This window comes from Elusimicrobiota bacterium, assembly GCA_041658405.1.
GTDB lineage: Bacteria > Elusimicrobiota > UBA5214 > JBBAAG01 > JBBAAG01 > JBBAAG01.
The window spans coordinates 1-24,435 of sequence record JBBAAG010000045.1 but is presented as its reverse complement, the minus strand read 5'-3'; the positions used below and the strand labels follow the sequence as shown (position 1 = coordinate 24,435).

The following is a 24,435-nucleotide window of genomic DNA, read 5'->3' as shown; positions in this document are numbered from 1 at the left end:
CTGGGGTAAGAAATTGTTTTCTGGAATATCCGCAGGTATGGCAGTAAAGTACAACCGTCAAGCACTTGCCAATAAAGTATATTCCGCCTATGCGATGGACCTCGGGCTTTTGTGGAACCCTATCTCGCGGTTAAACCTTGGGCTGGCATATTCCAACCTCGGTACAGATGTTGCGACAAGCCTGCTGGATTCCGGCTGGCGTGTAGGAGCATCCTACGGAGTGAATGATAGTTTATTATTAGCACTTTCCAGCGAGTTAAAACCTGACGGGTTTGACCGCCTGCAGATGGGAGTAGAAGGCCTAATAAATTCGATCATAGCGCTTCGCGCGGGTTATGTATACAACTTTACAGCATCAAAACTTGATAGTACAAGCGGGATAACAGCAGGGATGGGTGTTAGGATACTGAAGAACATAATGTTTGACTACGCATACCTTTCATTTGGCGAACTGGGAGGATCCCACAGAGTCAGTTTGACCTACAAATTCTGGTGTCCTAATAAAGCTATTGAGGAACAGGCTAAACGGATAGCGGAGATAAAACCTGTACCAATAATTACTGGGATCAGTCCAACTCTTGGTCCTGTAACCGGGAAAACAATGGTTGTAATCACTGGTTCTGGTTTTAAGAATATCACTGAAACTAATGGTGTCAAGTTCGGCGGGGTTAATGCTATGAATTATACCGTGGATTCGGATACACAGATCACGGCGGTCTCGCCGGCGCATGCAGCGGGGATAGTTAATATTGTAGTAATTAGTACGGTAGGAGCGTCTTCAACTGTATTGGAAGATTCCTACACATATTATATACCAGCGCCAATGATATCCGGTATCAATCCGACATTTGGTCCCGCAGCTGGAGGAACAACAGTTGTTATCACAGGATCCGGTTTTAACGGTATCACAGGTGTGGCTGGTATAAAGTTTGCCACGCTTAATGCTACAAGTTATACTGTAGATTCGGATACACAGATCACAGCGGTCTCACCGGCACATGCCGCAGGGACAATAAATATCGTGGCAACGAGCCCTGTGGGTGCGTCACCGATCGTGCCGGAAGATTTTTATACGTATTCCGCACCGCCCGCGCCAAAGGTTCAACCGACCGTCATCATCCTTGAGAAGTTAATCCTTTTTGAAGATACGCATTTTGAATTCGATTCATCGACTCTTACAAAAGACGGGGCAAGGATAGTGGTAGAGAATACACAGGTTCTGAAAGACAATCCTGTAGCTAAAATCCGTATTGCTGGATATGCTTCTGCTTCAGGTACTGAAGAGTATAACCAGAAGTTGAGCGAAAGAAGAGCAAGCGCTATTAAGGAAATACTTGTGAAAGTAGGCGGTATTTCGCAGGATAGAATAACAACAATCGGGTATGGTGAAACACGGCCGGCAATGTTTGAACCGATACCTGCTCATATCGACTCGATGGAAGCACAGGCTAATATGCGTGTTCTGTTTGAAATCATCGTGAAATAGAAGTGTATCGGTTTCACTCAGAGATAAATAGAGATAATTCCTTGCACATTCGAAAGAATGTGCAAGGTTTTTTGAAGAAGAGAGACGTATGGATAATAAACACGAATTCAATGATGAATGGCTAGTAAAAGTGGTAAACAAAATTTCATCAGTTACACCTGATGTTATAGATCACCTACGTATAAAACGAGTACCTTATCTTTCCGATGCACTGATAGAAAGCAGTACTGTTAATTTTGAGATGTTAGGGAAAAAAGTGCGGGATGATTTTAGGATACCATATTTAACGCTTGAAAAAAATAACGTCGATAAATTAGCTTTTTCTTTAGTACCTGAAAAAGTGTGCCGCAAATATCAGTTGATACCATTCAAAGTCAATAGTAATAATATTGAAGTTTTGACGTGGGACCCGTTGAATATTATGATGAAAGGCGATGTTGAAGCAGTAACCGGAAGAACGTTTTTGCCGTATTTTGGGTTATATTCAAATATACAAACTTTGTTGACAGAACTCTTTAATCCAGACCAGATAGTCTTTGATTTATTGAGTAAATTTGAAGAGAATACTTTTGTAGAAGTAATCGGCATACAAGCAGAGAAGGTTAAGGATGTAGAATCGTCCGAGGTTAGGTTGCCAATTATAAAGTTGGTAAATGTTATTCTCTCAAAAGCGGTTAAAATGAGAGCTTCAGATATTCATATTGAGCAAGAAGAAAAAGAAACTGTTGTACGGTATCGTATAGATGGTTATCTAAAAAATATTATGACGTTACCTAAATATATAGGCTCAACTTTTGTTGTTGCACGAATAAAAGTAATGGCGGAATTAGACCTGGCAGATCATCGCCGTCCGCAGGATGGCCGAACGAAAATTATAGTGGGCAGCGAGGAAATAGACTTACGTATCTCTGTATTACCAACATTATATGGCGAAAAAATTGTTCTCCGGCTTTTAAATCCCAAGTCAAGTAATCTTAATATAGACAAAATGGGGTTTAGTACGATAGTTGCTGATAAGTTTAAAAGTATTTTAACAAAACCGCAGGGAATGATTCTCGTTACAGGCCCTACGGGTAGCGGGAAAACAACAACATTGTATGCTGTGTTAAATACATTAAAAACTGAAGATACCAATATAGTTACAATAGAAGATCCTATTGAATACAGGTTAGCGGGAATAAATCAGGTTAATGTCAACGAAAAACAGGGGTTAACATTTGCAAGCGCTTTAAGATCAATACTGCGGCAAGATCCGGATATAATATTAGTTGGCGAAATACGCGATCTCGAAACTGCCGAAATTGCGTTCCAGTCTGCAATGACTGGGCATTTGGTATTATCAACATTACATACGAATGATGCTGTTTCCACTGTTGTCAGGTTGGTGGATATGGGGATAGAATCATTTAAAATCGCTACCCCGTTAATCGCAGTAACTTCGCAGAGGTTAGTACGTAAACTGTGTCCTGAATGTAAAACTTTAGTGCCGGAAAATGAAAAAGATCCGGTAGTGGTGAAGGCTTTGACAAACAATAATTTAAAACCTGATTATTACAAACCCGGTGATTGTGCAGCTTGCGATTTTACTGGGTTTCGAGGTAGATTTTCGGTTGTGGAAGTGTTTGATATAAATAGTGAAATGAAGAAATATATCAGTGAAGGTACTCAGGAAGAAGAGTTGCGGAAACTTGCGATTGAAAAAAATATGTTGTGGACCATGACAGAAGATGCGTTGGTACATCTGGTGAACGGTGACTCGTCGTTAGATGAATTGTTGCCATACATGACTCTCCACGACCGTATAATAATAGGAGATTTACCTAAAGGTCATAATGAAAACCAGGAAGCTGCTGCTAAAAAGAGGATATTGATTGCAGACGACGATCCGTCTATCCGCATGTTATTAAGCAAATATTTGGAAAATAGTGGTTATAAAGTACTTATTGCGCAGGATGGGGTTGAAGCTGTTGGAATAATATCAAAAACAGTTCCGGATTTACTGATTCTTGATTTGATGATGCCTAAAATGGATGGGTTCAGTGTAATTAATAAAGTACGGATCGCTTTAGGTTTAATAAAACTACCGATTATTGTCTTAACTGCAAAATCTGATGAAGAAAGCCAGGTTAATGTTATGAACATCGGTGCTAATGATTACCTGATAAAACCGTTTAATCCCAAAATTTTGATATCCAGGGTAGATGCTGTATTCCGGCGTCTTGCACAAAATTAGAATGAAACATTTTTTATGAAAAAACTGACAATAAGACGGCGGAATATTATTTATATAGTCGCAATACTAACTTTGACTTTAACGGTTATCGCGTGGTATAACGCACAAAATATTGTTAAATATGAAGTTAAGGAATATGTTAATGACCACGTTGACGAATTTTCATTGTCAATAGATTTAAACACTATTAAATATGTGAATACTCTTTATGGCTTACGCGCATTGTTTGCTGCCAGTAAATTTGTCGAACGGAACGAGTGGAAAGAATACATAACTAAATTGAATGTCGAGACCAGATTCCCGGGCATTGTTTCATTTGAATTTACTCGGTATGTAAAACAGGTAGATAAGAATAAATTTGAATATACTGTTCGTAACGACACCAGTCTAACCCCAAAAGGGTACCCGGATTTCGCGGTGTATCCCAAAGGTGAACGCAAAGAATACTATGTAGTAGATTACATCGAACCTTTTGAAGAAAATATGATAGTTTTTGGTTATGACCGCGGTATCGATCCCGTACGGTTAGAAGCTATGAAACGTGCGCTAGAGTCAGGCTTGCCGGTGGCAAGTAAAACAATACAACTTAAACGGCGGAATAACGAACCCGGGGTATTGTTATTGATGCCGATTTACAAAAAATATTTATCTCATCGCACAAAAGAAGAACAGCAATTTGCAATTGAAGGGTTTGTTACTATAGTAATTCATATTAACCAGTTAATGAAAACCACTTTTTCAAATAGGGATTTCCATGAATTTGTTTTAGTTATTTCTGAAGACAATACAAATATTCCGGTAAATAACTTGTTGTACGTTAGTGACAAAGATTCTTTTGATAAAGTTGTTAAATCAAACAAAGATACTCATATAATTAAGCCGCTCAATATTTGTGGACAGAACTGGTATCTACATTTGTATGCCCGTCCGGGCGTAAAATTAGCGCCGTCAAATTCTAACCCGTTAATGGTATTATTGAGCGGGTTTTGCATAAGCTTGGTATTGCTTATACTTACCTGGATAATTACCATGTCCGAACAACGAGCTGTACAGTTAGCCGATGATATGACAGTTGAGTTGAATATACAAAATAAGAAGTTACAGGACGCTGTTAATAACTGGGCTGCAACGTATAATGCTATGATTGACGGGGTGTCGATACATAGCGCAGATAATAATATACTAATTGTAAATGATGCGATGTGCGAGTTACTAAGTAAATCAAGAGCCGAAATTGTTGGCAAGAAATGTTATGAAATATTTCATAATTCGAATGCCCCAATAGCGCTATGTCAGGCAAAAGTGTCAATGTCCGTGTTGAAAACAACGCATGATGAATGGTATGACTCTTTACTTGCTAAATGGTTGTCAGTATATATATCGCCAATATTTGATTCAAAAGGGAATGTCGAGAGGTTTGTTCACGTGATTCGCGACATAACTGAACGTAAATATGCAGAAAACGTGATTATAGAATCTATGCGTGTGCGTTCACAGTTTATTTCTGCGGTATCGCACGAATTAAGAACGCCATTAACGTCAATAAAAGAAGGGATCGGTCTTGTATTGGACGGTACAGTCGGTGAAATAAATGCGGAACAAAAAGAGTTGTTGGAAATATCAAAGTCTGATGTGGACCGGCTTCACCGGCTGATCAATGATGTGTTAGATTTTAGTAAGTTAGAATCCCAGAAAACTGAGTTTAAAATTCAAGAAGGGAATCTCAATGATTTAGTCAAACGCGTGGCTAAAAGTATGGAACGGGTGATACAAAAAAAGGGGCTTGATCTTAAGTTGGATTTGGATAATAGTATCGGAAATATTCAATTTGATTATGACAGGATAACACAGGTGATGAACAACTTGTTCAATAATGCGGTTAAATTTACAGAGCAAGGCACTATATCAGTGTCAACAGTTTATGATAAGGATAAAAAGTCTGTTGCCGTACATGTCAAAGATACGGGTATGGGGATTAGTGAAACTGATATCACAAAATTGTTCAAAGAATTTCAGCAGGTCGGTACGTTTAGAAAAACAGGGGGGACCGGGTTGGGTTTGGCGATTAGTAGACAAATTATTGAAGGACACAGCGGTAAAATATGGGCGGGATCAGTTCCTGGGCAGGGATCAGAGTTTGTGTTCACTCTGCCGGCAGGGTAGTATATAGGAGAAATGGGCGGTATGGCAAAAAAGATACTTATAATCGACGATGAACCTAATATTCTTAGAGTTGCTACGATTAGGTTATCAAAAGCCGGGTATGAAGTGGTTACTGCGAATGATGGTGTAAAAGGGCTGGAACTTGCAAAAACCGTGCAACCGGCCTTAATTCTGCTTGACTTGAGTTTGCCGGAGCTAAACGGTTCAGATGTTTGTAAACTTATAAAAATGGACGATAAATTGAAGCATATACCGGTCATAGTGTTAAGTGCGTCGGCGGAAAGTATTAAAGATAAGGCTTTAAGTATTGGCGCGGATGACTATGTTATTAAACCTTACGAACCGGCTGAGTTGTTATCAAAAATAGAACAATATTTTTATGTGAAAAAATGATTTTGAAACAATAAATACTAACGCCGCTTCCCAAATTAAAGAGTTAATCCCATTTTTTAGTAAAGTTTATTCATTAAGGCACATCTGTAGTGTATCAAAATTAACAATTGAAAATTTAGCTACAAATATATACTATTTACCATAACTGTACAATTTATGTGTATGTTTTCAAGGAGGGTTTGGGTAATGATGAGATGTTTAGGTTTGTTAACGTTGTTAATAACAAGTGTGTTGACAGCTACGGTATTTACAGCGGAGACTACTACAGCGGTTACTGGAAGCAGCTGTACGTTAACGGTGTTTAATACGCCTCCCTTTTCGGGTAAACGCACAGCTATTGTGAAATCGTTTACCGGTAAAGGTAGTATGCAAGTACCCGGGAAAGATAAATGGGTTACTGTGTTTGAAGGTATGGAAATCTCGGAAGAAAATACGTTGTTTACCCACCCGAAATCTACGGTAATTGTGAAATTTGATGACGAAAGTGAACTAACAGTAAAACCGGGTAGCGTGTTACATTTTAAACAAATGCAGCAAAAAGCGGAGAATAAGTTTACCCAGCTTACCGTTTGGGTAGGCGGGCTGCGGGCAAAGGTTAAACCGTTGAAGTCAGCGGATAATTTTTATGTTCGCACACCGGTCTCAGTCTGCGCGGTACGCGGGACGGACTTTTCAGTAGATGTCGGGCAGAATAATGCGGTTACTACAAAAGTTTATACCGGTCAGGTAGCAGTACAGAGCCCAGATGATCCTACCAAAGAAGTAGTTCTTTCTGACGGGCAGCAGGTTACTGTCAGTCCGGATAAAGATTTTCCCTTAAAAGCGGGTAACGTAACAACAGAGAAAGAAGCTGTAGCACCAGCAGGTAAAAAAACTGAAGATACAGCAAAATCTAAGGATATAAAAGCTGCGCCTCAACAGGATAATGAGTTGGTTGCACCGACAGCGATCCCTGGTTCTCAGCAGCAGGCAACTTCGAAGCCGTCCGCTAGTAATAGCGGTAAGCCGTTCTCTCTCGACGGTCAATTTGGTACGGAAACTCTTACCGATCAAGATGGCAACAAAATGACATTTTCAAAACTTAAACTTACACCGGAATTTAAATTTTGGAAGATCGGTGTTGGATTAGATATTGTCTTGTACTTTAATGATAAAGGCGAAATCCGGGGTACTGACTGGGACTTTAACGAAATGAAAGATGCGCTTGATAAAATATGGTACCTCAGTTGGGGTTCAAAAGGAGAGTCTATATACGCCTATGTTGGAGGGTTCAGAAACCTTACGATGGGGCATGGGCTTATTATGTCGAACTATTCTAATATGCTGCAATACCCGTCGGTACGAAAGGGCGGGGCAGAGCTTGACCTCAACCTCGGGTATATCGGGTTTGAAACTATGGTGAGTGATGTCAACCGTGCAGAGATTTATGGCGGCCGGATGTATGTACGCCCGTTATGGGGTACTGGTTTGCCGATAATTAAGAAGTTAGGTATCGGTGTCAGTGCGTTTACCGACCAAAACCCGGATTCGGATACTGTGTATGTAACGTCAGGTAATATGATTGTACCGGTGTCTGTAACAACCACAGGTGACCAAGTGAATGTATACGGTGCGGATATTGACCTGCCGGTAATAACCTCTCCTATAATGTCGATGGTAGTTTATGCCGACGCTGCGTTAATGGACGTCGGGGAAAAGTATGTACTAGTGGATAATGTAAGGGACGGGGGAACCGGTTCTGCGGCTGGTGTAGCAGGAACGATACTATCATTAGTGAACTACCGGGCAGAGTATCGAAAGACGGAAAGTAATTTTGTGCCGTCCTATTTCAACGCGTTTTATGATGTGGACCGTATAACAAAAGCGACAACGATGCAGAAAATGACGGATGCTGTGGCAATAAAAGAAGGGCCGTATGCTGAGGTTAACATGAGTATCATGGGACAGATCAACGCAAGGCTGAGTTATGAAGATTATACGTATGATCCTGAGAATATTTATCCATGGGTACACGGTGAAATTAATGTTGACCCGCAGTTGTTGATGAATAAGTTGACTATTGCATTTTACTACGATAAACGTAATGCCAGTACATGGGAAGATTTGATCACCGTTAAAGGGCAAAATACGATTATCCGTACTGAGATCGGATATCCGTTCAGTTCAAATATTTTCCTTGTTGTAATTACGAAACAGACGTTTGATGCACAGGGTAATCCATTTAATTCAACATCTGTCGAAACAAGGGTTAAGTTTTAGTAAATAATTATGGCGTTAACTGGGCTCGATATATATAAACTGTTACCCAAAACTAACTGCCGGGATTGCGAGTCACCAACCTGCCTGGCGTTTGCAATGAAGCTTGCGCAAAAAAAAGCTGACCTATCCGCATGCCCGCACGTGAGTGAAGATGCAAAACTGGCGTTAGCTGCTGCAGCGGAACCGCCGATACGGACTGTTAAATTAGGAAATCCTGCTCAACCGCATGTCTTAGGCGGGGAAACTGTAATGTACCGCCACGAGAAAACGTTCTACCATCCCTGTGGGCTTGGGGTTAGTGTTGAAGATAATGTTAACAGGGAAGAATTGGATAAATTCTGTACGGGTTTTAATGCGTTGGAGTTTGACCGTGTCGGGGAAAAGGTTCGGACAGAATATGTATGCCTAAGAAATCTTACCGGCAAGAAGGAACAGTATATTTCTGTGCTTCACGGTTTGAAGGATGGAATAACAAACCCGCAGGTTGTTTACGTATGCCTGAATCCTGTGGTTGATGCGTTACCTGAAATTATTAAAATCCTTGCTCCGTCCCGTGTGGCGGTTGGGTTGGTAAATAAGGATAATCTACAAGCGTATATCGATATTTCAAAAAAAATGGGGATAGCATTAATTCTTGATGGTGAAACTTTGGATGACGCATTGGCATTATCCGCATCTTGTGCTGCGGCGGGGGTTAAGGATATCCTTATAAATGTCCGTACGGAAAATTATGCGCAGTGTTTTGAATCGTTAGTCCAGCTGCGGAGGTTGGCGTTAAAGAAAAATTATCGTCCTGCCGGCATACCTGCAGTGGTGTTTATTGATAATAAAGATGATCCTTATACCAGCCTGGCATTGGCGTCTATGGTTGTAGCGAAGTACGGTGCACTGGTGTTTCTCCCATCGATTGAGCCGTGGCAGCAGTTGGCGTTGGTGACATTACGTCAAAATATATATACCGACCCGCAGAAGCCGGTTACTGTTGAGCCTAAACTTTATACCGTTGGAGGTACGCCGGATGCTGCATCGCCTGTGATGGTAACCACAAATTTTTCGTTGACGTACTTCACGGTTGAACCTGAAATCGTTAATTCTAAAACCGCAGCATGGTTATTGGTAGTGGATACCGAAGGAATGTCAGTACTTACCGCGTGGTCCGCTGAGAAGTTTACTGCAGAACGTGTGGTTAATGCAATGAAGGCTGCGGGGATTGAACAAAAAGTTGCACACCGTAAACTTATTCTTCCGGGATATGTTGCGGTAATGTCCGGGAAACTCGCGGATTTATCGGGTTGGGAAGTTTTAGTCGGCCCGAGGGAAGCATCGGGGATACCTAAGTTTATTAAGTCTGTCTGGAAAAACGGTGCGGTTTAATACTGACACTATGCAGTACAAATTAACTCTTCTACCCCAAAAAAATGTTTATACTTTTACCCTGGGGATGGATATCCTGTCAATCCTTCATAATTATGGGGTGAGTATTAATTCCAGTTGCGGAGGGAAAGGTACCTGCGGGAAGTGTAAGGTGATTGTCCTCCAGGGGAAATATAAAACTTTATCAACGCAGTGGGTGTCAAAAGATGAGGAACGTAAGAACGTTGTGCTTGCCTGTAAAACATATCCCCGGGAAGATGTTGTGGTTGAACTTCCCGATGCAGCGTGTACCGGCAAAATCGTAGCTGCGGGTGTTGATATTGAAGTTTATTCGCCGTCAGCAAAAAGTGTGTGCAGTGGCTTTGACGGTGGTGTTACACCGGTGATCAGGGAGGTTACGGTTCAACTTATCCCTCCAACGGTAGAGGATAATGTTTCTGATTATGAACGGCTAATCAATGGTATTAAGGCTGTGGGGATTACACAAAAAGTTGTGGTGCCGTTACGCGTGCTAAGGAGTATTGGTAAAGTGTTGAGGTTGGCCAACTGGAAAACAACAGTAACCCTTGCGGAAACCGGGGAAAATGGTGAAGAATACGAGATTGTGGAGATTAAACCAGCAAATAGTGCCGGCAGTAAAATATACGGTATTGCCGTGGATATCGGGACAACTACTGTTGTCGGGGTATTACACTCACTTGTTGATGGTAAGGTTTTGGCAGTGAAGGCGTTGAATAACCAGCAGATGATGCACGGTGATGATGTTATCTCTCGGATAATGTATGCAGAAAACGGTGAAGGTAAAGGGTTGGAAGTTTTAGCTGAAAAAATCAGGGGCACGGTTAATATTTTAATAACCGAACTTACGGCAGTTGCGGGGGTTATAGTTGAAGATATTGCGTGTATGACAGCTGCGGGGAATACTACTATGATACAACTCTTTCTTGCTATACCTCCGGGTAATATACGGCGTGAACCCTATATTCCTGCGGTAAAAAAGTATCCTGTCCTCACTGCTGGTGAGCTCGGGTTAAAATTGAGGCCATATGCTAGAGTATACTGCCTGCCAAGCGTAGCGTCATATGTCGGGGGTGATATTGTTTCCGGTGTACTTGCGAGCGGGATGGGAAAACAAAAACGGGTTGCGTTACTGCTTGATCTCGGAACTAACGGCGAGATTGTCCTGGGGAATAATGACTGGATGCTTAGCTGTGCGTGTTCCGCCGGGCCGGCGTTTGAAGGTGTCGGAATAAAAAATGGTATCCGCGCAGTAGAGGGCGCAATTGAGAATGTTATTATCGATAATACAACTTATAACGCAAAGGTTGATACTATAAATAAAAAAACGCCACGGGGTATCTGCGGGACGGGGTTGGTGGAGTTACCTGCTGAACTATTACGCGCGGGTATTATTGATAAGTCCGGGAAGATGGATATTAAAAAACCGAATGTACGTGAAAGTAGTGATGGTAGCGGGTGGGAGTACGTAATCGTTTACAAAAACTTTTCCGGTACCCATGATGATATTGTTATCACAGAAGCTGATATCGCAAATATCCTACGCGCAAAAGGCGCGGTGTTTCTCGGGATACAGGTATTACTAAAAAATACCGGGCTTGAGTTCGGGGATATCGAACACGTGTATATTTCCGGCGGGTTCGGCACGATGATTGATATCGAAAAAGCTGTGGAGTTAGGGTTATTACCGGACCTGCCAAGGGATAGGGTGGAGTTTATAGGGAATTCATCGCTTACCGGTGCGGGGATGTTTCTATTATCCCGTCAGGCGAGAAGTGATGCCTGTGAGGTCGCTGATAAAATGGCATATATTGAATTATCAGTTGATCCGATGTTCATGAATGAATATACGTCAACGTTGTTTATTCCTCATACTGATATAACACTTTTCCCGTCACTAAAACAGCGCGGTGGGCGAAATGATGAGAGTAATTGAGATGTCTAAACGCATAGCAGTTGCAGGAAAAGGAGGGGTGGGGAAAACTACATTCACTGCGGTTGTTATCAACCTGCTGAAGAAAGCAGGAGTTGCGCCGGTACTTGCAGTCGATGCTGATCCGAATGCCAACCTCCATGAATATCTCGGCTTAAAGTATGAACATAAAGTTTCGGATATCCGTGAAGAACTTAGTGGGAATGTAGTTCCAAAAGGTATGTCAAAGTCGGAGTATATTGAATGGCAGATTAGTAATGCGTTAGTAGAAAGTTCCGGGGTTGACTTACTTGTGATGGGACATCCGGAAGGGCGCGGGTGTTACTGTTTTGTTAATGAACTACTGAGGGGTTATCTGTCAAAAGTAGCGAAGAATTATGGTGCTGTAGTTACGGATAATGAGGCAGGGCTGGAACATCTTTCCCGCAGGACTACGGATAATGTTGATATCCTGTATGTGATTTCCACACCTACGGTTGTGGGGTTGAAGTCTGTACGTAATATCATGGACACTGTGAGAAATGTTAAACTAAAAATTGCAGAGGTAAAACTTGTTATGAACCAGGTGGAAAGCCTTAACTGGAAACTACCGGCTGAGTTCAAAGATTTACTTCCATACTTCGACGGGATTGTTAGAACAGACCATAGTATCGCATCCCTGGCGGAAACCGGCGGTGCGGTATCTTCCCTCCCGGAGGATAGTGTAGCTGTTAATGATATAAAAAATGTTTTAATCAAACACGGATTTTTGGTAATATAAATAGTTAAGAATCAGTTTATATAATGCAGTCGTTGATATTAAAGTATTGAGAAGGGGGAAAATGAAGAGTGGAAGACACCAAGATTTTTTTGTCAGAGAAAGAAATGCCGCAGAAGTGGTACAACATAAACCCGGATTTACCGGCACAACTGCCTCCGCCGTTGCATCCCGGGACAGGGAAGCCTGTGGGGCCACAGGATCTCGCGCCGTTATTTCCGATGGAAGTTATTAAACAGGAAATGTCAATGGAACCGTGGATTGAAATCCCGGATGATGTGTTGAAGATATACAAACTCTGGCGCCCGTCACCGTTGCATCGCGCACGTAGGTTAGAAAAAGCGTTAAAAACCCCGGCGCGGATATATTTTAAGAATGAAAGCGTAAGTCCCGCAGGCAGTCATAAGCCAAATACTGCGGTTGCGCAGGCGTATTATAATAAACAGGAAGGCGTGAAGAATATCTGCACGGAAACCGGTGCGGGGCAGTGGGGTAGCGCATTAGCGTTTGCATGCCAGTTATTCGGTATTGAATGTAAAGTTTATATGGTAAAGGTTAGTTATGAACAAAAACCGTACCGTAAAATGATGATGCAAACCTGGGGTGCAAAAGTTTTTGCGTCACCCTCTAACCTTACTGAAGCCGGACGTAAAATATTGGCGGAAGATCCGGAATCTACTGGCAGCTTGGGTGTCGCAATTTCGGAAGCTGTGGAAGATGCTGTGAAGACCGGCGGAAAGTATTCGTTGGGTAGCGTGTTGAACCATGTGTTATTGCATCAAACCATTATTGGGCTTGAGGTACAGAAACAACTTAAAATCGCGGGTGAGAAAACCCCGGATATTCTTATTGCCTGTACAGGCGGTGGGAGTAATTTCGGAGGGTTTGCGTTCCCGTTTATCCCGGATAAGCTTAAGGGTAAAAAAGATATTAGGATTATTGCTGTGGAGCCGGCTTCATGCCCGAGCCTGACCAAAGGATTGTACGCATATGATTTTGGTGATTCCGTTGGTATGACGCCTTTGATTAAGATGTGCACGCTTGGACATGCATTCCGTCCCGCGCCGATACATGCCGGTGGGTTGAGGTATCACGGGATGGCAGCACAGGTGTCATTGTTAGCAAAAGAAGGTGTGATTGAAGCACGGTCGTATAAACAAAACGCGTGTTTTGAAGCTGCAGTCTTGTTTGCGCGGACGGAAGGGTTTTTACCCGCTCCGGAAACGTCGCATGCAATCAAAGCGGCTATCGATGAAGCTATTCGCTGCCGTGAAACCGGTGAAGAGAAATGTATTGTATTCAACTACAGCGGTCACGGGCATTTTGACTTAAACTCGTATGATAAATATCTGGCTGGTCAACTTAATGATTTAGAATATTCGGAAGCTGAACTCAAAGAATCGTTGAGTAAACTACCGAAAGTCAACGGGTGAAATGGTAGATAAAGTAATAGAAAAGTCAGCATCTGCGATCTCGGAGGTTACCCTCGGGGCATTACCGCCCGAGGGAGGGACACGGGGTAGTGTGCTGAAAGTCGGCGGGATGGGCGTTATGCCGTTTCACCGGTTTGATGGCATTGAACCGCACTTGCCGGTTGTAGCAGTGGAAGTATGGGACCGCCCGCCAGTAGAAGAATGGCCGTGGTTCTATGAAAAGTATAAGGACATAGTATCTAACCTTATAGTATGGACAAAAACTGCGGAGGAATGGGGCGCAGAAGCGATTTGTTTGCGTTTAGCGTCCTTACACCCTGATGAGTGTACTTCGTATTTGCCTGCTGATATTAAAAAAAAGATACGGGCTGTCCTGGAAACAACAAAACTGCCTTTAATTATTATTGGAACCGGGAATAATGAACGGGATAGTGATGTGTTGACACTTGTATGTGAAGAAACACGGGGTGAACGCTGTCTGGTCGGTATGGCGGTAAAAGAAAATTTTAAGACAATCGCAGCAGCTGCTGCGGCAAACGGGCATAGTATTATTGCGGAAAGCCCGTTGGATATTAATCTCGCAAAACAGTTGAACATTCTTATCTCTGACCTCGGGCTCGGGCTTGACCGTATTGTTATGCATCACACTACCGGCGGGTTGGGGTATGGGTTTGAGTATTGTTATTCCATAATGGAACGTACAAGGATTGCGGGGTTACAGGGTGATAAGATCATGGGTACTCCCATAATTAATATGATAGCGCAGGAAACATGGAAGGTTAAGGAATCAAAGGATGTGGTGTCGTCTTGGGGAGAACTTGACTCCCGGGGGACAGCGTGGGAGATCGCTGCTACTGCCGCGTATTTACCTGCAGGAGCTGATCTTGTAGTGGTAGCGCATCCGGTTACCGTGCAGACAATAAAAAAAGTTATACGCCGTTTTGACGGGAGGTAATGATTTGAAAATTCTGGTGCTTAGTTGCAGGATACATTCGGTGAAGTATGAAGTCTTTGAGTTATCTACTGAAAACCGTAAGAACGTGGAGAAAGAGTTATGCCGCGGGAATGTGAGTAAGATAGGTTCAGAATTCGCGACAGCGTATATGTGTAAGCCGAACAAAGAACCGGAGATTGATGTGTTTCCGGTGAAAGACCATGCCGCAGCAATTGAGGTTATTCTAAAAACTATTACTGCGCCTGAAACCGGGGTAATTACGCATATAAAAGATTTGGATGGGATTGGCCATCGCGTGGTGCATGGCGGGGATAAGTATACGGAATCGTTGTTGATCACTGACGAAGTGAAACAAGAAATTTACCGGAATATCGAACTTACACCGTTGCATAATCCGTTTAACTACAACGGGATTGAAGCGATTGAAAAGTTGTGTCCAGGCATACCCCAGGTTGCTGTGTTTGATACGTCATTCCACCAGACAATGGATGAGTGCGCGTACCGTTACCCGATAGCTGAAAGGTTGTACCATGAACATCGTGTCCGCCGGTATGGCTTCCACGGGATTTCGCATAGGTATGTTTTAGAACGCGCAGCTGTGTTGTTGAACAAACCGCAGGATAAATTGTCATTAATATCGTTGCATCTTGGTGCGGGTACTAGCGCGTGTGCTATACGAAACGGGAAGTCGGTTGATACTACCATGGGATTTACGCCGTTGGAAGGGTTGATGATGTCAACCCGGTCGGGGAGTGTTGATCCGGAACTAGTATTTTTCTTGCATAAGGCAGGGTGGGAACTTTCGGATATACGTGTGTGTCTTAACTACGAAAGCGGTATCCTCGGGGTTTCCGGGATATCCGGGGAAATGAAGGATGTTGTTATTGCGATGCTTGCCGGGGATAAACGCGCAAAACTTACTGTTGATATGTACGTTTATCAATTACGCAAAATTATCGGGTCGTATTTTTTGATACTGAAAAATACGGATGCTATAGTTTTTACCGCGGGTATCGGCGAGAAATCTGATATTATCCGTGAGATGGTGTGTGATGGGCTGGAATTTATCGGGGTTAAGATAGATACTGATGCGAATAATGAGGCTAATTCTAAAGAAGCGGTAATAAGTGTGCCGGATGCTGGGATAAAAGTGCTGGTGATACCGGGGAATGAAAAGTTGTTAATTGCTCGGGATGTTGCGAATATTATTTCTAAAACTGAGGTATTAGCGCAGTGATGATTTATTTGTTGTTAATAATACTTCTTATACTACTTGCAGTACAGTTGTATATTACTGCAGCGAAGTACCGGTCGGTACGCGCGGGGAGTAAGTATAGCGTTGAGTTTCAGCCGTTACTTGACGCGGGAGAGTATGTAAAAGCCAAGGATATGGTTGAGAAGTATATCGTATCTGTAAAAACCCCGAATGCTGAATTGTTATACCTCAAAGGATATGTGGATTACCATATGGGAGATATAAAAAATGCGGTGGAAACTTTGCGTACGGCGGTCAAACTTGATGGTACACATGTTCTTGCGAGGTATACTTACGCGTACATAATGGCGCATAATTTTGATAACAAACCCGTGGCAGTACGGCAGTTAAAGAAAATTGTAAGGCAGTACCCATCGTTTATACCTGCGTATATAACCCTTGGGACGGTTTATCATAATATGAAAAAGTACGAGAAAGCTATAGCGGTACTGTCCCGCGCGGTTAAGTTTGAGAATGTAACCCCCGCAGTGTTTAATAATCTTGGGACGGTTTATGCAAAGGTTGGGAAAAATAAGCGCGCGGCGGAAATGTTTGTTAAAGCGCAGGAATCTGATCCAAAAGGTGTTGACGCGTATCTTAACCTCGGGAATTTGTACAGTATAATCCAGGATTACGCATCGGCAAAAAAAAGTTTTATCGCTGCATTGGAAATTGAGCCGGGGAATAAGTTTGCGCGGTACTGGCTTGGGTGTGTGTACACAATTGAACGCCAGTTTGATAATGCTATTCAGCAGCTGGAGGAATCGTTAAACATAGACCCGGGGTTTGCGTTGCCGTATCTTCAGTTGGCAGTGGTTTACACCAAACTGGGTAATGATGAAAAACGTCAGAGTTATTATAACAAAGCAATAATGTTAGACCCTAAACTGGAGGAGCATAAGTAATGAACGTAAACGAACTGTTAAAGCAGGTGAGTTTTATGTCAAAAATATCGGGGGAAGACATTAATAAAATCAGTACCGTGGTAGAGGAGTGTTCTTACAAGCCGGATAGCGTTATTTTTAAGGAAAACTCGCCCGGTGGCGAGATGTTTATTGTTGTTACCGGTAAAGTACAGATATGCCGTGCTGAAGTTGATGGCGGGATGAAAGTGTTGTCTCTACTGGATAATGGGCAGATATTTGGCGAGCTTTCAGTGTTTGACCGGCTTCCGCGGTCCGCTACGGCTATTGCGGTTGAGAACACGAAGCTGTTATGCATAAAAGCGGATAGGCTTGAGAAACTTATGAATGAGGATAAGGAACTCGGGTTGTTGTTATTGAGGCAGGTTATACTGAACTTATCACAGAGGTTGAGAAATACTAATGATAAACTTCAGGATAAAGTGTTTTGGGGTTTTACAGCGAAACTGTAATTTACTGAAAAGGAAAACTGGTAAATGGCACCGAAGTTGTTCTGTAAATTTCATCCGAAGATTGAATCGGTAAATTATTGCCGGCGGTGCGCCAATAGTTTATGTGATAATTGCGTGAGGTTCGTTAATAACAGTGTTTTGTGTAATCCCTGCTCGGAGATTACCCGCGGGAAGATGCCGTTGCATCCAACGGATAAGTTGTCCTCGCCAAAAGAACAGGCAGCGCATTCGCCGCGCTTATTTTTTCATTATTTTACGCGTATAACGTTTTTGTTGCTGATAATCGCAGGGGTGTATTTTAGGAAACAGGTTATTGAGTATGGTAAAACAAATTTGCAGGTGGTATTAACCAAATATAATATTAAGATCCCGGGCTTGACTACAACCGTTACAACCGGAACTGTTACCACTGGCAGTAGTGAAGAAGCTAGGTCTATGACTGATAACGCGGCAATCGCTGCGGAGAGTATACAATTGAAGTTATTCGTCCAGGCGTTGAAGGTAAAAAAATCTGTAACCGGGAATTATCCTTCTGATTTCCCGGAGTTTGTTTCCGAACAATTTGGTACCGTTACAGAACTAAAACATGATCCCGGGCTGGATTCCTGGGGTAATAAGTATGTGTATGACAGCCGAGGTATTGGGTTTGAGTTACGCAGTTGCGGGCCGGATGGCGTGGCATACTCAACGGATGATATTGTTGTAACCGGAGCGGAATAAATATTTATGTTTATTATCGGCGAAAAAATTAATGGGATGTTTAAATCCGTGCGTGAAGCTGTTGCGGGACGGGATAAACGTGTTATCCGGGAACTTGCGAATGCGCAGCTTGCTGCCGGAGCGAATGCGTTGGATGTCAATGTTGGGCCGGGGTCAGCGGAACCTATAAAAGATATGGAATGGTTAATAACCTCTATCCGTGAAGTTACTCAGTGCCCTCTGGCGGTGGATACGACAAAACCGGATGTTATGGAATTAGGACTTACTCTTGCGGGTGACAATGCGTTCCTTAATTCCGTATCGGGGGATAAAGAAAAACTTGATATACTTATACCGCTGGCAAAAAAGTATAATTCAAAAATTGTGGCCTTAACCATGACAAAAACCGGGGTTCCTCAGAATACTGATACCCGTATGGAAATCGCAGCTAATATCGTTGCCGCGGCGGTTGAGCATGGGTATGATACTGCAGGTTTGTATATTGATCCTCTAATATTACCGGTAAATGTTGCGCAGCCGCATGCATCGGCTGTGATTGAAACTATCCGACAGATCGGGTTATTATGCGATCCTCCGCCAAAAACGGTGTTAGGGTTGTCAAATGTGTCACAAGGAACGATTTTCCGTGGATTAATTGACCGTACGTATCTGGTAATGGCTATTTCCGCGGGGTTGGATGCAGCGATACTTAACCCGTTGGATAAAGAATTAATGGATGCTATGATTGCAACGGAATTGTTGTTAGGCAAGACGTTGTATTGCGACTCATTTCTTGATGCATACCATAAAAAGTAGAGGAGGGAATAGTATTGAGTAGTTGTGGCCATAAATCCCGGTACTGGTCAGTTCTCGCCTTATTAACCACAGTATTTTTGTCTTCAACTTTAGTATTCAGCGAGGATATCCCGCCTGCTGCGGTGTCTAATCTTGCCTATAGTGCAGGATATACTGACGGTGATGTTATACTAACTTGGACTGCTCCGGGTGAGGATGGAACCGTAGGAACTGTTGCATCCTACGTTGTTAAGTATGCAACGTATCCCGTTATTTCCTCTAAGTTTGAGACCGCTTCACACGGGACGTTGTATCCGCAAGCATGGACTGGTTTAGTAAGTGCCGGGATGACTGAGGTAAGGGTTTTAACAGGTTTGGTACCAGGTACATATTATTATTACGCAATAAAAGCACGGGATGTAGCGCAACAACGCAGTGCGTGGACATCAAAAACGGATGATTCTAGCATCAACCCCAATGCAGAAGGGTTAGCAGCGGACTATCAGCCAAGCGCGGTGACCGGGATTGCTGTTACCGCTGTATCCACCTGGACAATAAGTCTCGCATGGACACCCTCAGTCCCGCCGGTGTATTATAACGATATCAAATATTATGATATATACTCCGGGACGTATAGTTTTACGCAAATAACGAATTATCTTGACCGGGTAGGTACGGTATTGTATCCGGGTACTACGCATTATATTACCGGTATTACGGTGAATAAGTTGTTGTATTACTCTGTTGTTGCGCGGGATTACGGGATTACGAATGATTATTATAATAAGGAACTTATCAGTCCTGTAACGAAGGTTATATCCACATCAACACTTGACGGTATACCTCCGGAACGTGCAGCAAATATTACTACCGGAATTTTGAGTGAAGCCATAGCGCTTTCATGGACGATGCCGGGGGATGACGGGGATACCGGTAATCTTGTAAACGCGAAAGTGCGTATACGGTGGAGTAAGACTGCTAAAATAACAACTGAACTTATCTGGGAAACCATACCCGTGAATACGGTTGGCGGGAGCAGGGTTGAGTTCAGCACTAATGTTATTGCCGGGCAGCGCGTTAATTATAACTTGACCGGTTTAGTTAACGGTACCACGTATTACATTGTAGTTCGTATTGTAGATGACGGAGGGAATCAGTCGTCATTACCGGGATATCTTACAGCACGTCCTTTGGGAGAAGGTAAGGTGTTGATCACGCAAGTGGCAGTGGCGGATCCTGATAGTTCGTTTAATGAATATGTTGAGATTTATAATACTACAGATAATGATATTAATCTTGAAAACTGGAAACTGCAGTTTATGTATCCCGGGTATGTCAGCTGGGATACTCTGGTGGAGTTTAGTTCCAACGCAGTTATCACACCGAATAAGTTTTATTTAATTGCCAGCAGTACATACAATACCACCGCCGTTGTTCACGCTGATGTTGTGTACAATAGTATCTCAATTGTTGACAGCGGGGGGCATTTACGCGTAGTGGATGGTGGCCAACAGGAACAGGACCGCGTAGCATGGGGTAATGCGCATAGCCCCGAGGGCGGTGTTACCGCCGGGATTCCTTATGGGCCGCAGGTGTTGGAACGCCTGCCCGGGAGTCCGTATGAAATACAGCCGTATGATACAAACATTAACTCCGCGGATTTTAAATTACGGAATAGCCGTAACCCGCATAATGATGCAAGCCCCAGTGAACCTGATGCCGGTGCACCGGCAATGGTTACCGATTTTATTGCCCAACCCGGGGATAATGACGGGGAGGTGCGGCTTACCTGGACCGCGCCAGGGGATGACCTATGGGTGCGTAAGTTAGACCCGGGACGGTATGATATACGCTATGCTGCATTACAGACTACATCCTGGAAAAGTGCGGATAGAATTATTTATGTCAGTACCGTCACACAAAATATGGTACCGCAGGTGTATGTAATTACGGGGTTAGTGAAGAATAGTACATACTATTTTTGGTTACGTACTGCGGATGATAATCTTAAGTGGAGTACAGAAACTGTTAAAACACCGGGCCTTGCGCGGGATGTTGAGCCTGTAGCGGTGTCCAGCCTTACCGCAGAAGCGTTAATATATTCCGTTGCGCTTGACTGGAATGATAATACCGTGGATACTGATTTTGTTAACTACAACATTTTTCGTTCTACCTATAACTCTGAATCAGGGTATGCATTACTGGCGGAGGTTAATTATAGTTCTTATACAGACAGTAATATCTCCACCCCGGTTGAGTATTTTTATAAGGTGAAGAGCAAGGATTTTAATAATTATCTCAGCACATATTCGGTTACCGTCAGTGCGAAGCCGTATGTTATAAAACCGTCATTACCAATCCCGCCGGAAGGGATTGTCAGCGGGATAAATAATGGGTTAACCCGGATAAGTTGGGAGGGGGTTAGGTATAACGATAACAGCAGTGATTGCGTAGACCTCCGAGGGTACCGCGTATATGGTGGGGAGAGTATGCTAAGTTTGATAAACGCGAAAAAGTTTATCGTGGAAGTAGCGTCGTATACTACTACCTGGACTGACCCTCTGTTCCGGCGGCCGTATTTCTATGCACTCCGCGCGGTGAACTCTTACGGATTCGAAAGTAATAATTCTGTTATCATAGACTCATTGGCGAATGATAATAAGTACGATATCCTGAAAGACGATGAGATGCGGTTACGCGCGTATTGTTCTATTGAACAAAGCGGGGATTACCGCCCGTCATTAGTGACTGATCCTGTGGCTGCTGCGGAAGATCTTTACGGTTGTGTATTAACGTATCTAAAGAATAACGAGAAAACTGACCTCCCTACCGGCAAAACTGCGAAGTTGGTATTTACCTACACTGACACCAACGGCGTTATCGACGGGTTAGTGCTTAATGAAAACGATACTGCCGGTAAGTTCGGTGTGTTCTTCCATAATTCGGTTAACTGGCAATGGCTGGGCGGGATAGTTGATACGTTAAATAATAATGTTACGGTTGATGCTAAGAACAGCGGGCGGTATAAGTTGTCACAGCGCAGTAGCGCGGGTACTGGTACGGGGGATGAGTTTAAGATGTATGAAATCGTTCCTTCCCGTACGTTTGTCCCCGGCGGGCGTGTGGATAAGATAACGTTTTATATTTCCGGTGTAGGGGATATTGTACCTATAGGGAAAATGTATAACCTTGATAATGTTAATGTTGCGAAGTTGGAGTATAACGCTGCAACTACGGCGCTAACCTGGGATGGGCGTAACGAATACGGAGTATATGTCCCGTCGGGTGTGTATGTGTATTACATCTCGGGGAAGGGGAAAACTCTCACCGGGACAATTGTGGTGGCAAGATGAAAAAAGTATGGGGTGTCTTAACGGTTGTTACGTTATTAACAATAACTTCCTGTTATGCAGACTTTGAGAACGCGTATCTCGGTGCACGGAGTACCGGGTTTGGGCAGGCGGGGGTATCTTTGGCGCTTGACCCTGAGACTGTACTCTACAACCCCGCAGGATTATTTAATCTGCGCGGGTACGGTGTGTCTATGGGCACACAAAGATTATTAACCGGCCTTACCGACGGGAGTGAGCTTATCCAGGATGTTCTTATAGGTTACCTTTCCCTAGGTAATGGAGGAACTTTGGCTGTTGCATTGCATAACTATAAACTCGGACAGTTTTATGCTGAGGATACTCAAACCGTGGGGTATGCTTATGGTTTTCGTCCATGGTTCTGGCGGTATCCCGTGATGATAGGGATGAATGTTAAATTATTAACCAAACGTTACTTCACTGACCAGTACATAATATACGAACCGTTATTCAAAACGTATGGCCTTACAAAACAGGGTATGGAATGCGACTTCGGGATGGTGACAAACTATGGTGAGCATGTGGCGGTAGGGTTTGCTGTGCAAAACTTTGTGCGTACAAGTTTGAATTTTACCGGGGAAAGTACTACACCGTTAATATTTCGTATTGGGACGTCGTATCACGGGGATATAATCACCGCAGCGGTGGATCTCGTGGTGAAACGGTTAAACGTTATGGTCAACGCCGGAGGTGAGTACACGCCGGTATTGAATAATAATATTATCTTCCGTGCGGGTCTTGGGGTGGGGACCGGGGAATATTTACTTGCCTCCACAGGGATTGGGTATAAGTTCGGGAATATGGTGGTGGATTACAGTTTTTCGTATCCGCTGCTTACCACGGGGACAAACTGGGGGACTCATAGCGTATGCGTAAAAATGCTGGCAGTACCTCCAAAAGAACGGGCTGAGAAACAGTTTGACCGTGGTGAGGAAAAACAGGTTAAACAGTATAACCGTAAACAAATAGATGCGTTTATTAAACAAGGGAAGTATGTCGTCGCGGAAGGTGATACGTTGCCGGTTATTGCGGAGAAAGTTTATGGTAACCGCGGTCTCTGGCGTGAACTGTATAATGCGAATAAGGAGCGTGTAAAACCATCATTCGAACTTATCCCGGGACAGGTGTTGATATTACCTAACAGCGGGGAAGGTGGGGAAAAGAAGTGAATACAAAAAAGTTGTGGGTATCCATAATTACTGCGCTGGTGTTCACCACACTATTATTCCCGCGGGTTATCTCTCAGGAGTTTGGTATGCAGTACATTACCCAAGCGGAGGAAGAGGTTAAGTACGGGAAGTACGGGAAAGCTGTACAGATTATGGAGGACGGCCTTGCGGAACTGCCAAAGTCCGAGGAGTTAAAGTATGAGTTCTGTAATCTTCTTACAACAATAGCGGAAAAACTTATTACCATAAAAAAGTATGCTGAGGCTTTGGAATACCTTACCCGCGCGGAAGCGTTGTATCCCGGGGATAAAAGGGTAGCTGAACGCAAAATTTTTGTCGTAGGAGAACTTGATAAACTCAAGAAACAGTATGAAGCAAAGATCGCGGAGCCAAAACCTAACCCGTTAGTTATTGTGCGGGATGATGCGGTTAACCGTGAAACTTTGCGTGTGATTGAAAATAATGTTAACTCCCTGGAGTCCGCACAAGGTGAACTTTCTAAGTTTAAATCTCTTGCTTCGGATAATGTCAGGCAGTTACGCCGTGAACTACGGAAACAAAAGGTGTGGTTCATCACAGTAATAGTGTTATTGTGTATCTTCGCAACAGGAGTTGGGTTGTTTTACTGGGTTACGGAATTACGGTTCGCTAAACTTGCGAAGGATAATGTTGATGAAAAAAAGGAACTTGTAAAGATTTTGGAATCACAACAACAGTTTTTTGCGCAAAACATTTCTCAGCTACTCACCGTGCAGGTGGTGGACCGC

The 24,435-nt window shown here is 43.2% G+C and carries 18 protein-coding genes; all 18 read left to right on the top strand.

Translation table 11 applies throughout. The features are described from left to right. On the top strand, positions 1-1,486 hold a 1,486-nt coding region (locus tag WC955_08510), incomplete at its 5' end, for an IPT/TIG domain-containing protein (protein ID MFA5859095.1). An 88-nt stretch (positions 1,487-1,574) separates the two neighbouring features. Continuing rightward, positions 1,575-3,719: an ATPase, T2SS/T4P/T4SS family gene (locus WC955_08505; GenBank protein ID MFA5859094.1), complete on the top strand. Its 2,145-nt coding sequence runs from the start codon at positions 1,575-1,577 to the stop codon at positions 3,717-3,719. Between the two features lie 15 nt (positions 3,720-3,734). Then, entirely contained in the window at positions 3,735-5,882 is a 2,148-nt protein-coding gene (locus WC955_08500; GenBank protein ID MFA5859093.1) for a CHASE domain-containing protein, read from the top strand. 21 nt (positions 5,883-5,903) lie between these two features. After that, positions 5,904-6,275, top strand: coding sequence for a response regulator (locus tag WC955_08495; protein ID MFA5859092.1), 372 nt, complete (start codon positions 5,904-5,906; stop codon positions 6,273-6,275). Positions 6,276-6,461: 186 nt separating this feature from the next. Then, positions 6,462-8,534: a FecR domain-containing protein gene (locus tag WC955_08490; protein MFA5859091.1), complete on the top strand. Its 2,073-nt coding sequence runs from the start codon at positions 6,462-6,464 to the stop codon at positions 8,532-8,534. A gap of 9 nt (positions 8,535-8,543) precedes the next feature. Beyond that, on the top strand, positions 8,544-9,908 hold the full coding sequence (gene acsC / locus WC955_08485; GenBank protein ID MFA5859090.1) for an acetyl-CoA decarbonylase/synthase complex subunit gamma: 1,365 nt from the start codon (positions 8,544-8,546) through the stop codon (positions 9,906-9,908). A 10-nt stretch (positions 9,909-9,918) separates the two neighbouring features. Beyond that, positions 9,919-11,862: an ASKHA domain-containing protein gene (locus tag WC955_08480; GenBank protein ID MFA5859089.1), complete on the top strand. Its 1,944-nt coding sequence runs from the start codon at positions 9,919-9,921 to the stop codon at positions 11,860-11,862. Further along, positions 11,846-12,619, top strand: coding sequence for an AAA family ATPase (locus tag WC955_08475; protein ID MFA5859088.1), 774 nt, complete (start codon positions 11,846-11,848; stop codon positions 12,617-12,619). The genes WC955_08480 and WC955_08475 overlap by 17 nt, the downstream gene beginning before the upstream one ends. Before the next feature lie 68 nt (positions 12,620-12,687). Continuing rightward, positions 12,688-14,049 carry a TrpB-like pyridoxal phosphate-dependent enzyme gene (locus tag WC955_08470; GenBank protein ID MFA5859087.1) on the top strand — a complete coding sequence of 454 codons (1,362 nt, stop codon included), beginning with the start codon at positions 12,688-12,690 and terminating at the stop codon, positions 14,047-14,049. A gap of 1 nt (position 14,050) precedes the next feature. Then, positions 14,051-15,004 (top strand): acetyl-CoA decarbonylase/synthase complex subunit delta, encoded by a 954-nt coding sequence (locus tag WC955_08465; protein MFA5859086.1) that lies wholly within the window; start codon positions 14,051-14,053, stop codon positions 15,002-15,004. Positions 15,005-15,008: 4 nt separating this feature from the next. After that, a complete protein-coding gene (locus tag WC955_08460) occupies positions 15,009-16,241 on the top strand; it encodes an acetate kinase (GenBank protein ID MFA5859085.1) in 1,233 nt (410 codons plus the stop codon). After that, positions 16,241-17,164, top strand: a complete 924-nt coding sequence (locus WC955_08455) for a tetratricopeptide repeat protein (GenBank protein MFA5859084.1) — start codon at positions 16,241-16,243, stop codon at positions 17,162-17,164. The genes WC955_08460 and WC955_08455 overlap by 1 nt, the downstream gene beginning before the upstream one ends. Beyond that, complete coding sequence (locus tag WC955_08450; GenBank protein MFA5859083.1) at positions 17,164-17,634, top strand: cyclic nucleotide-binding domain-containing protein; 471 nt, start codon at positions 17,164-17,166, stop codon at positions 17,632-17,634. The genes WC955_08455 and WC955_08450 overlap by 1 nt, the downstream gene beginning before the upstream one ends. Before the next feature lie 24 nt (positions 17,635-17,658). Continuing rightward, the gene (locus tag WC955_08445) at positions 17,659-18,354 is read left to right on the top strand and encodes a type II secretion system protein GspG (GenBank protein ID MFA5859082.1); all 696 of its coding nucleotides are present in this window, start codon (positions 17,659-17,661) and stop codon (positions 18,352-18,354) included. A gap of 6 nt (positions 18,355-18,360) precedes the next feature. Then, entirely contained in the window at positions 18,361-19,149 is a 789-nt protein-coding gene (locus WC955_08440) for a dihydropteroate synthase (GenBank protein MFA5859081.1), read from the top strand. A 14-nt stretch (positions 19,150-19,163) separates the two neighbouring features. Continuing rightward, entirely contained in the window at positions 19,164-22,481 is a 3,318-nt protein-coding gene (locus WC955_08435) for a lamin tail domain-containing protein (GenBank protein MFA5859080.1), read from the top strand. After that, complete coding sequence (locus WC955_08430) at positions 22,478-23,668, top strand: LysM peptidoglycan-binding domain-containing protein (GenBank protein ID MFA5859079.1); 1,191 nt, start codon at positions 22,478-22,480, stop codon at positions 23,666-23,668. The genes WC955_08435 and WC955_08430 overlap by 4 nt, the downstream gene beginning before the upstream one ends. Then, a partial coding sequence (locus tag WC955_08425) for a hypothetical protein (protein ID MFA5859078.1) occupies positions 23,665-24,435 on the top strand: 771 nt, incomplete at its 3' end. The genes WC955_08430 and WC955_08425, both read left to right, overlap by 4 nt.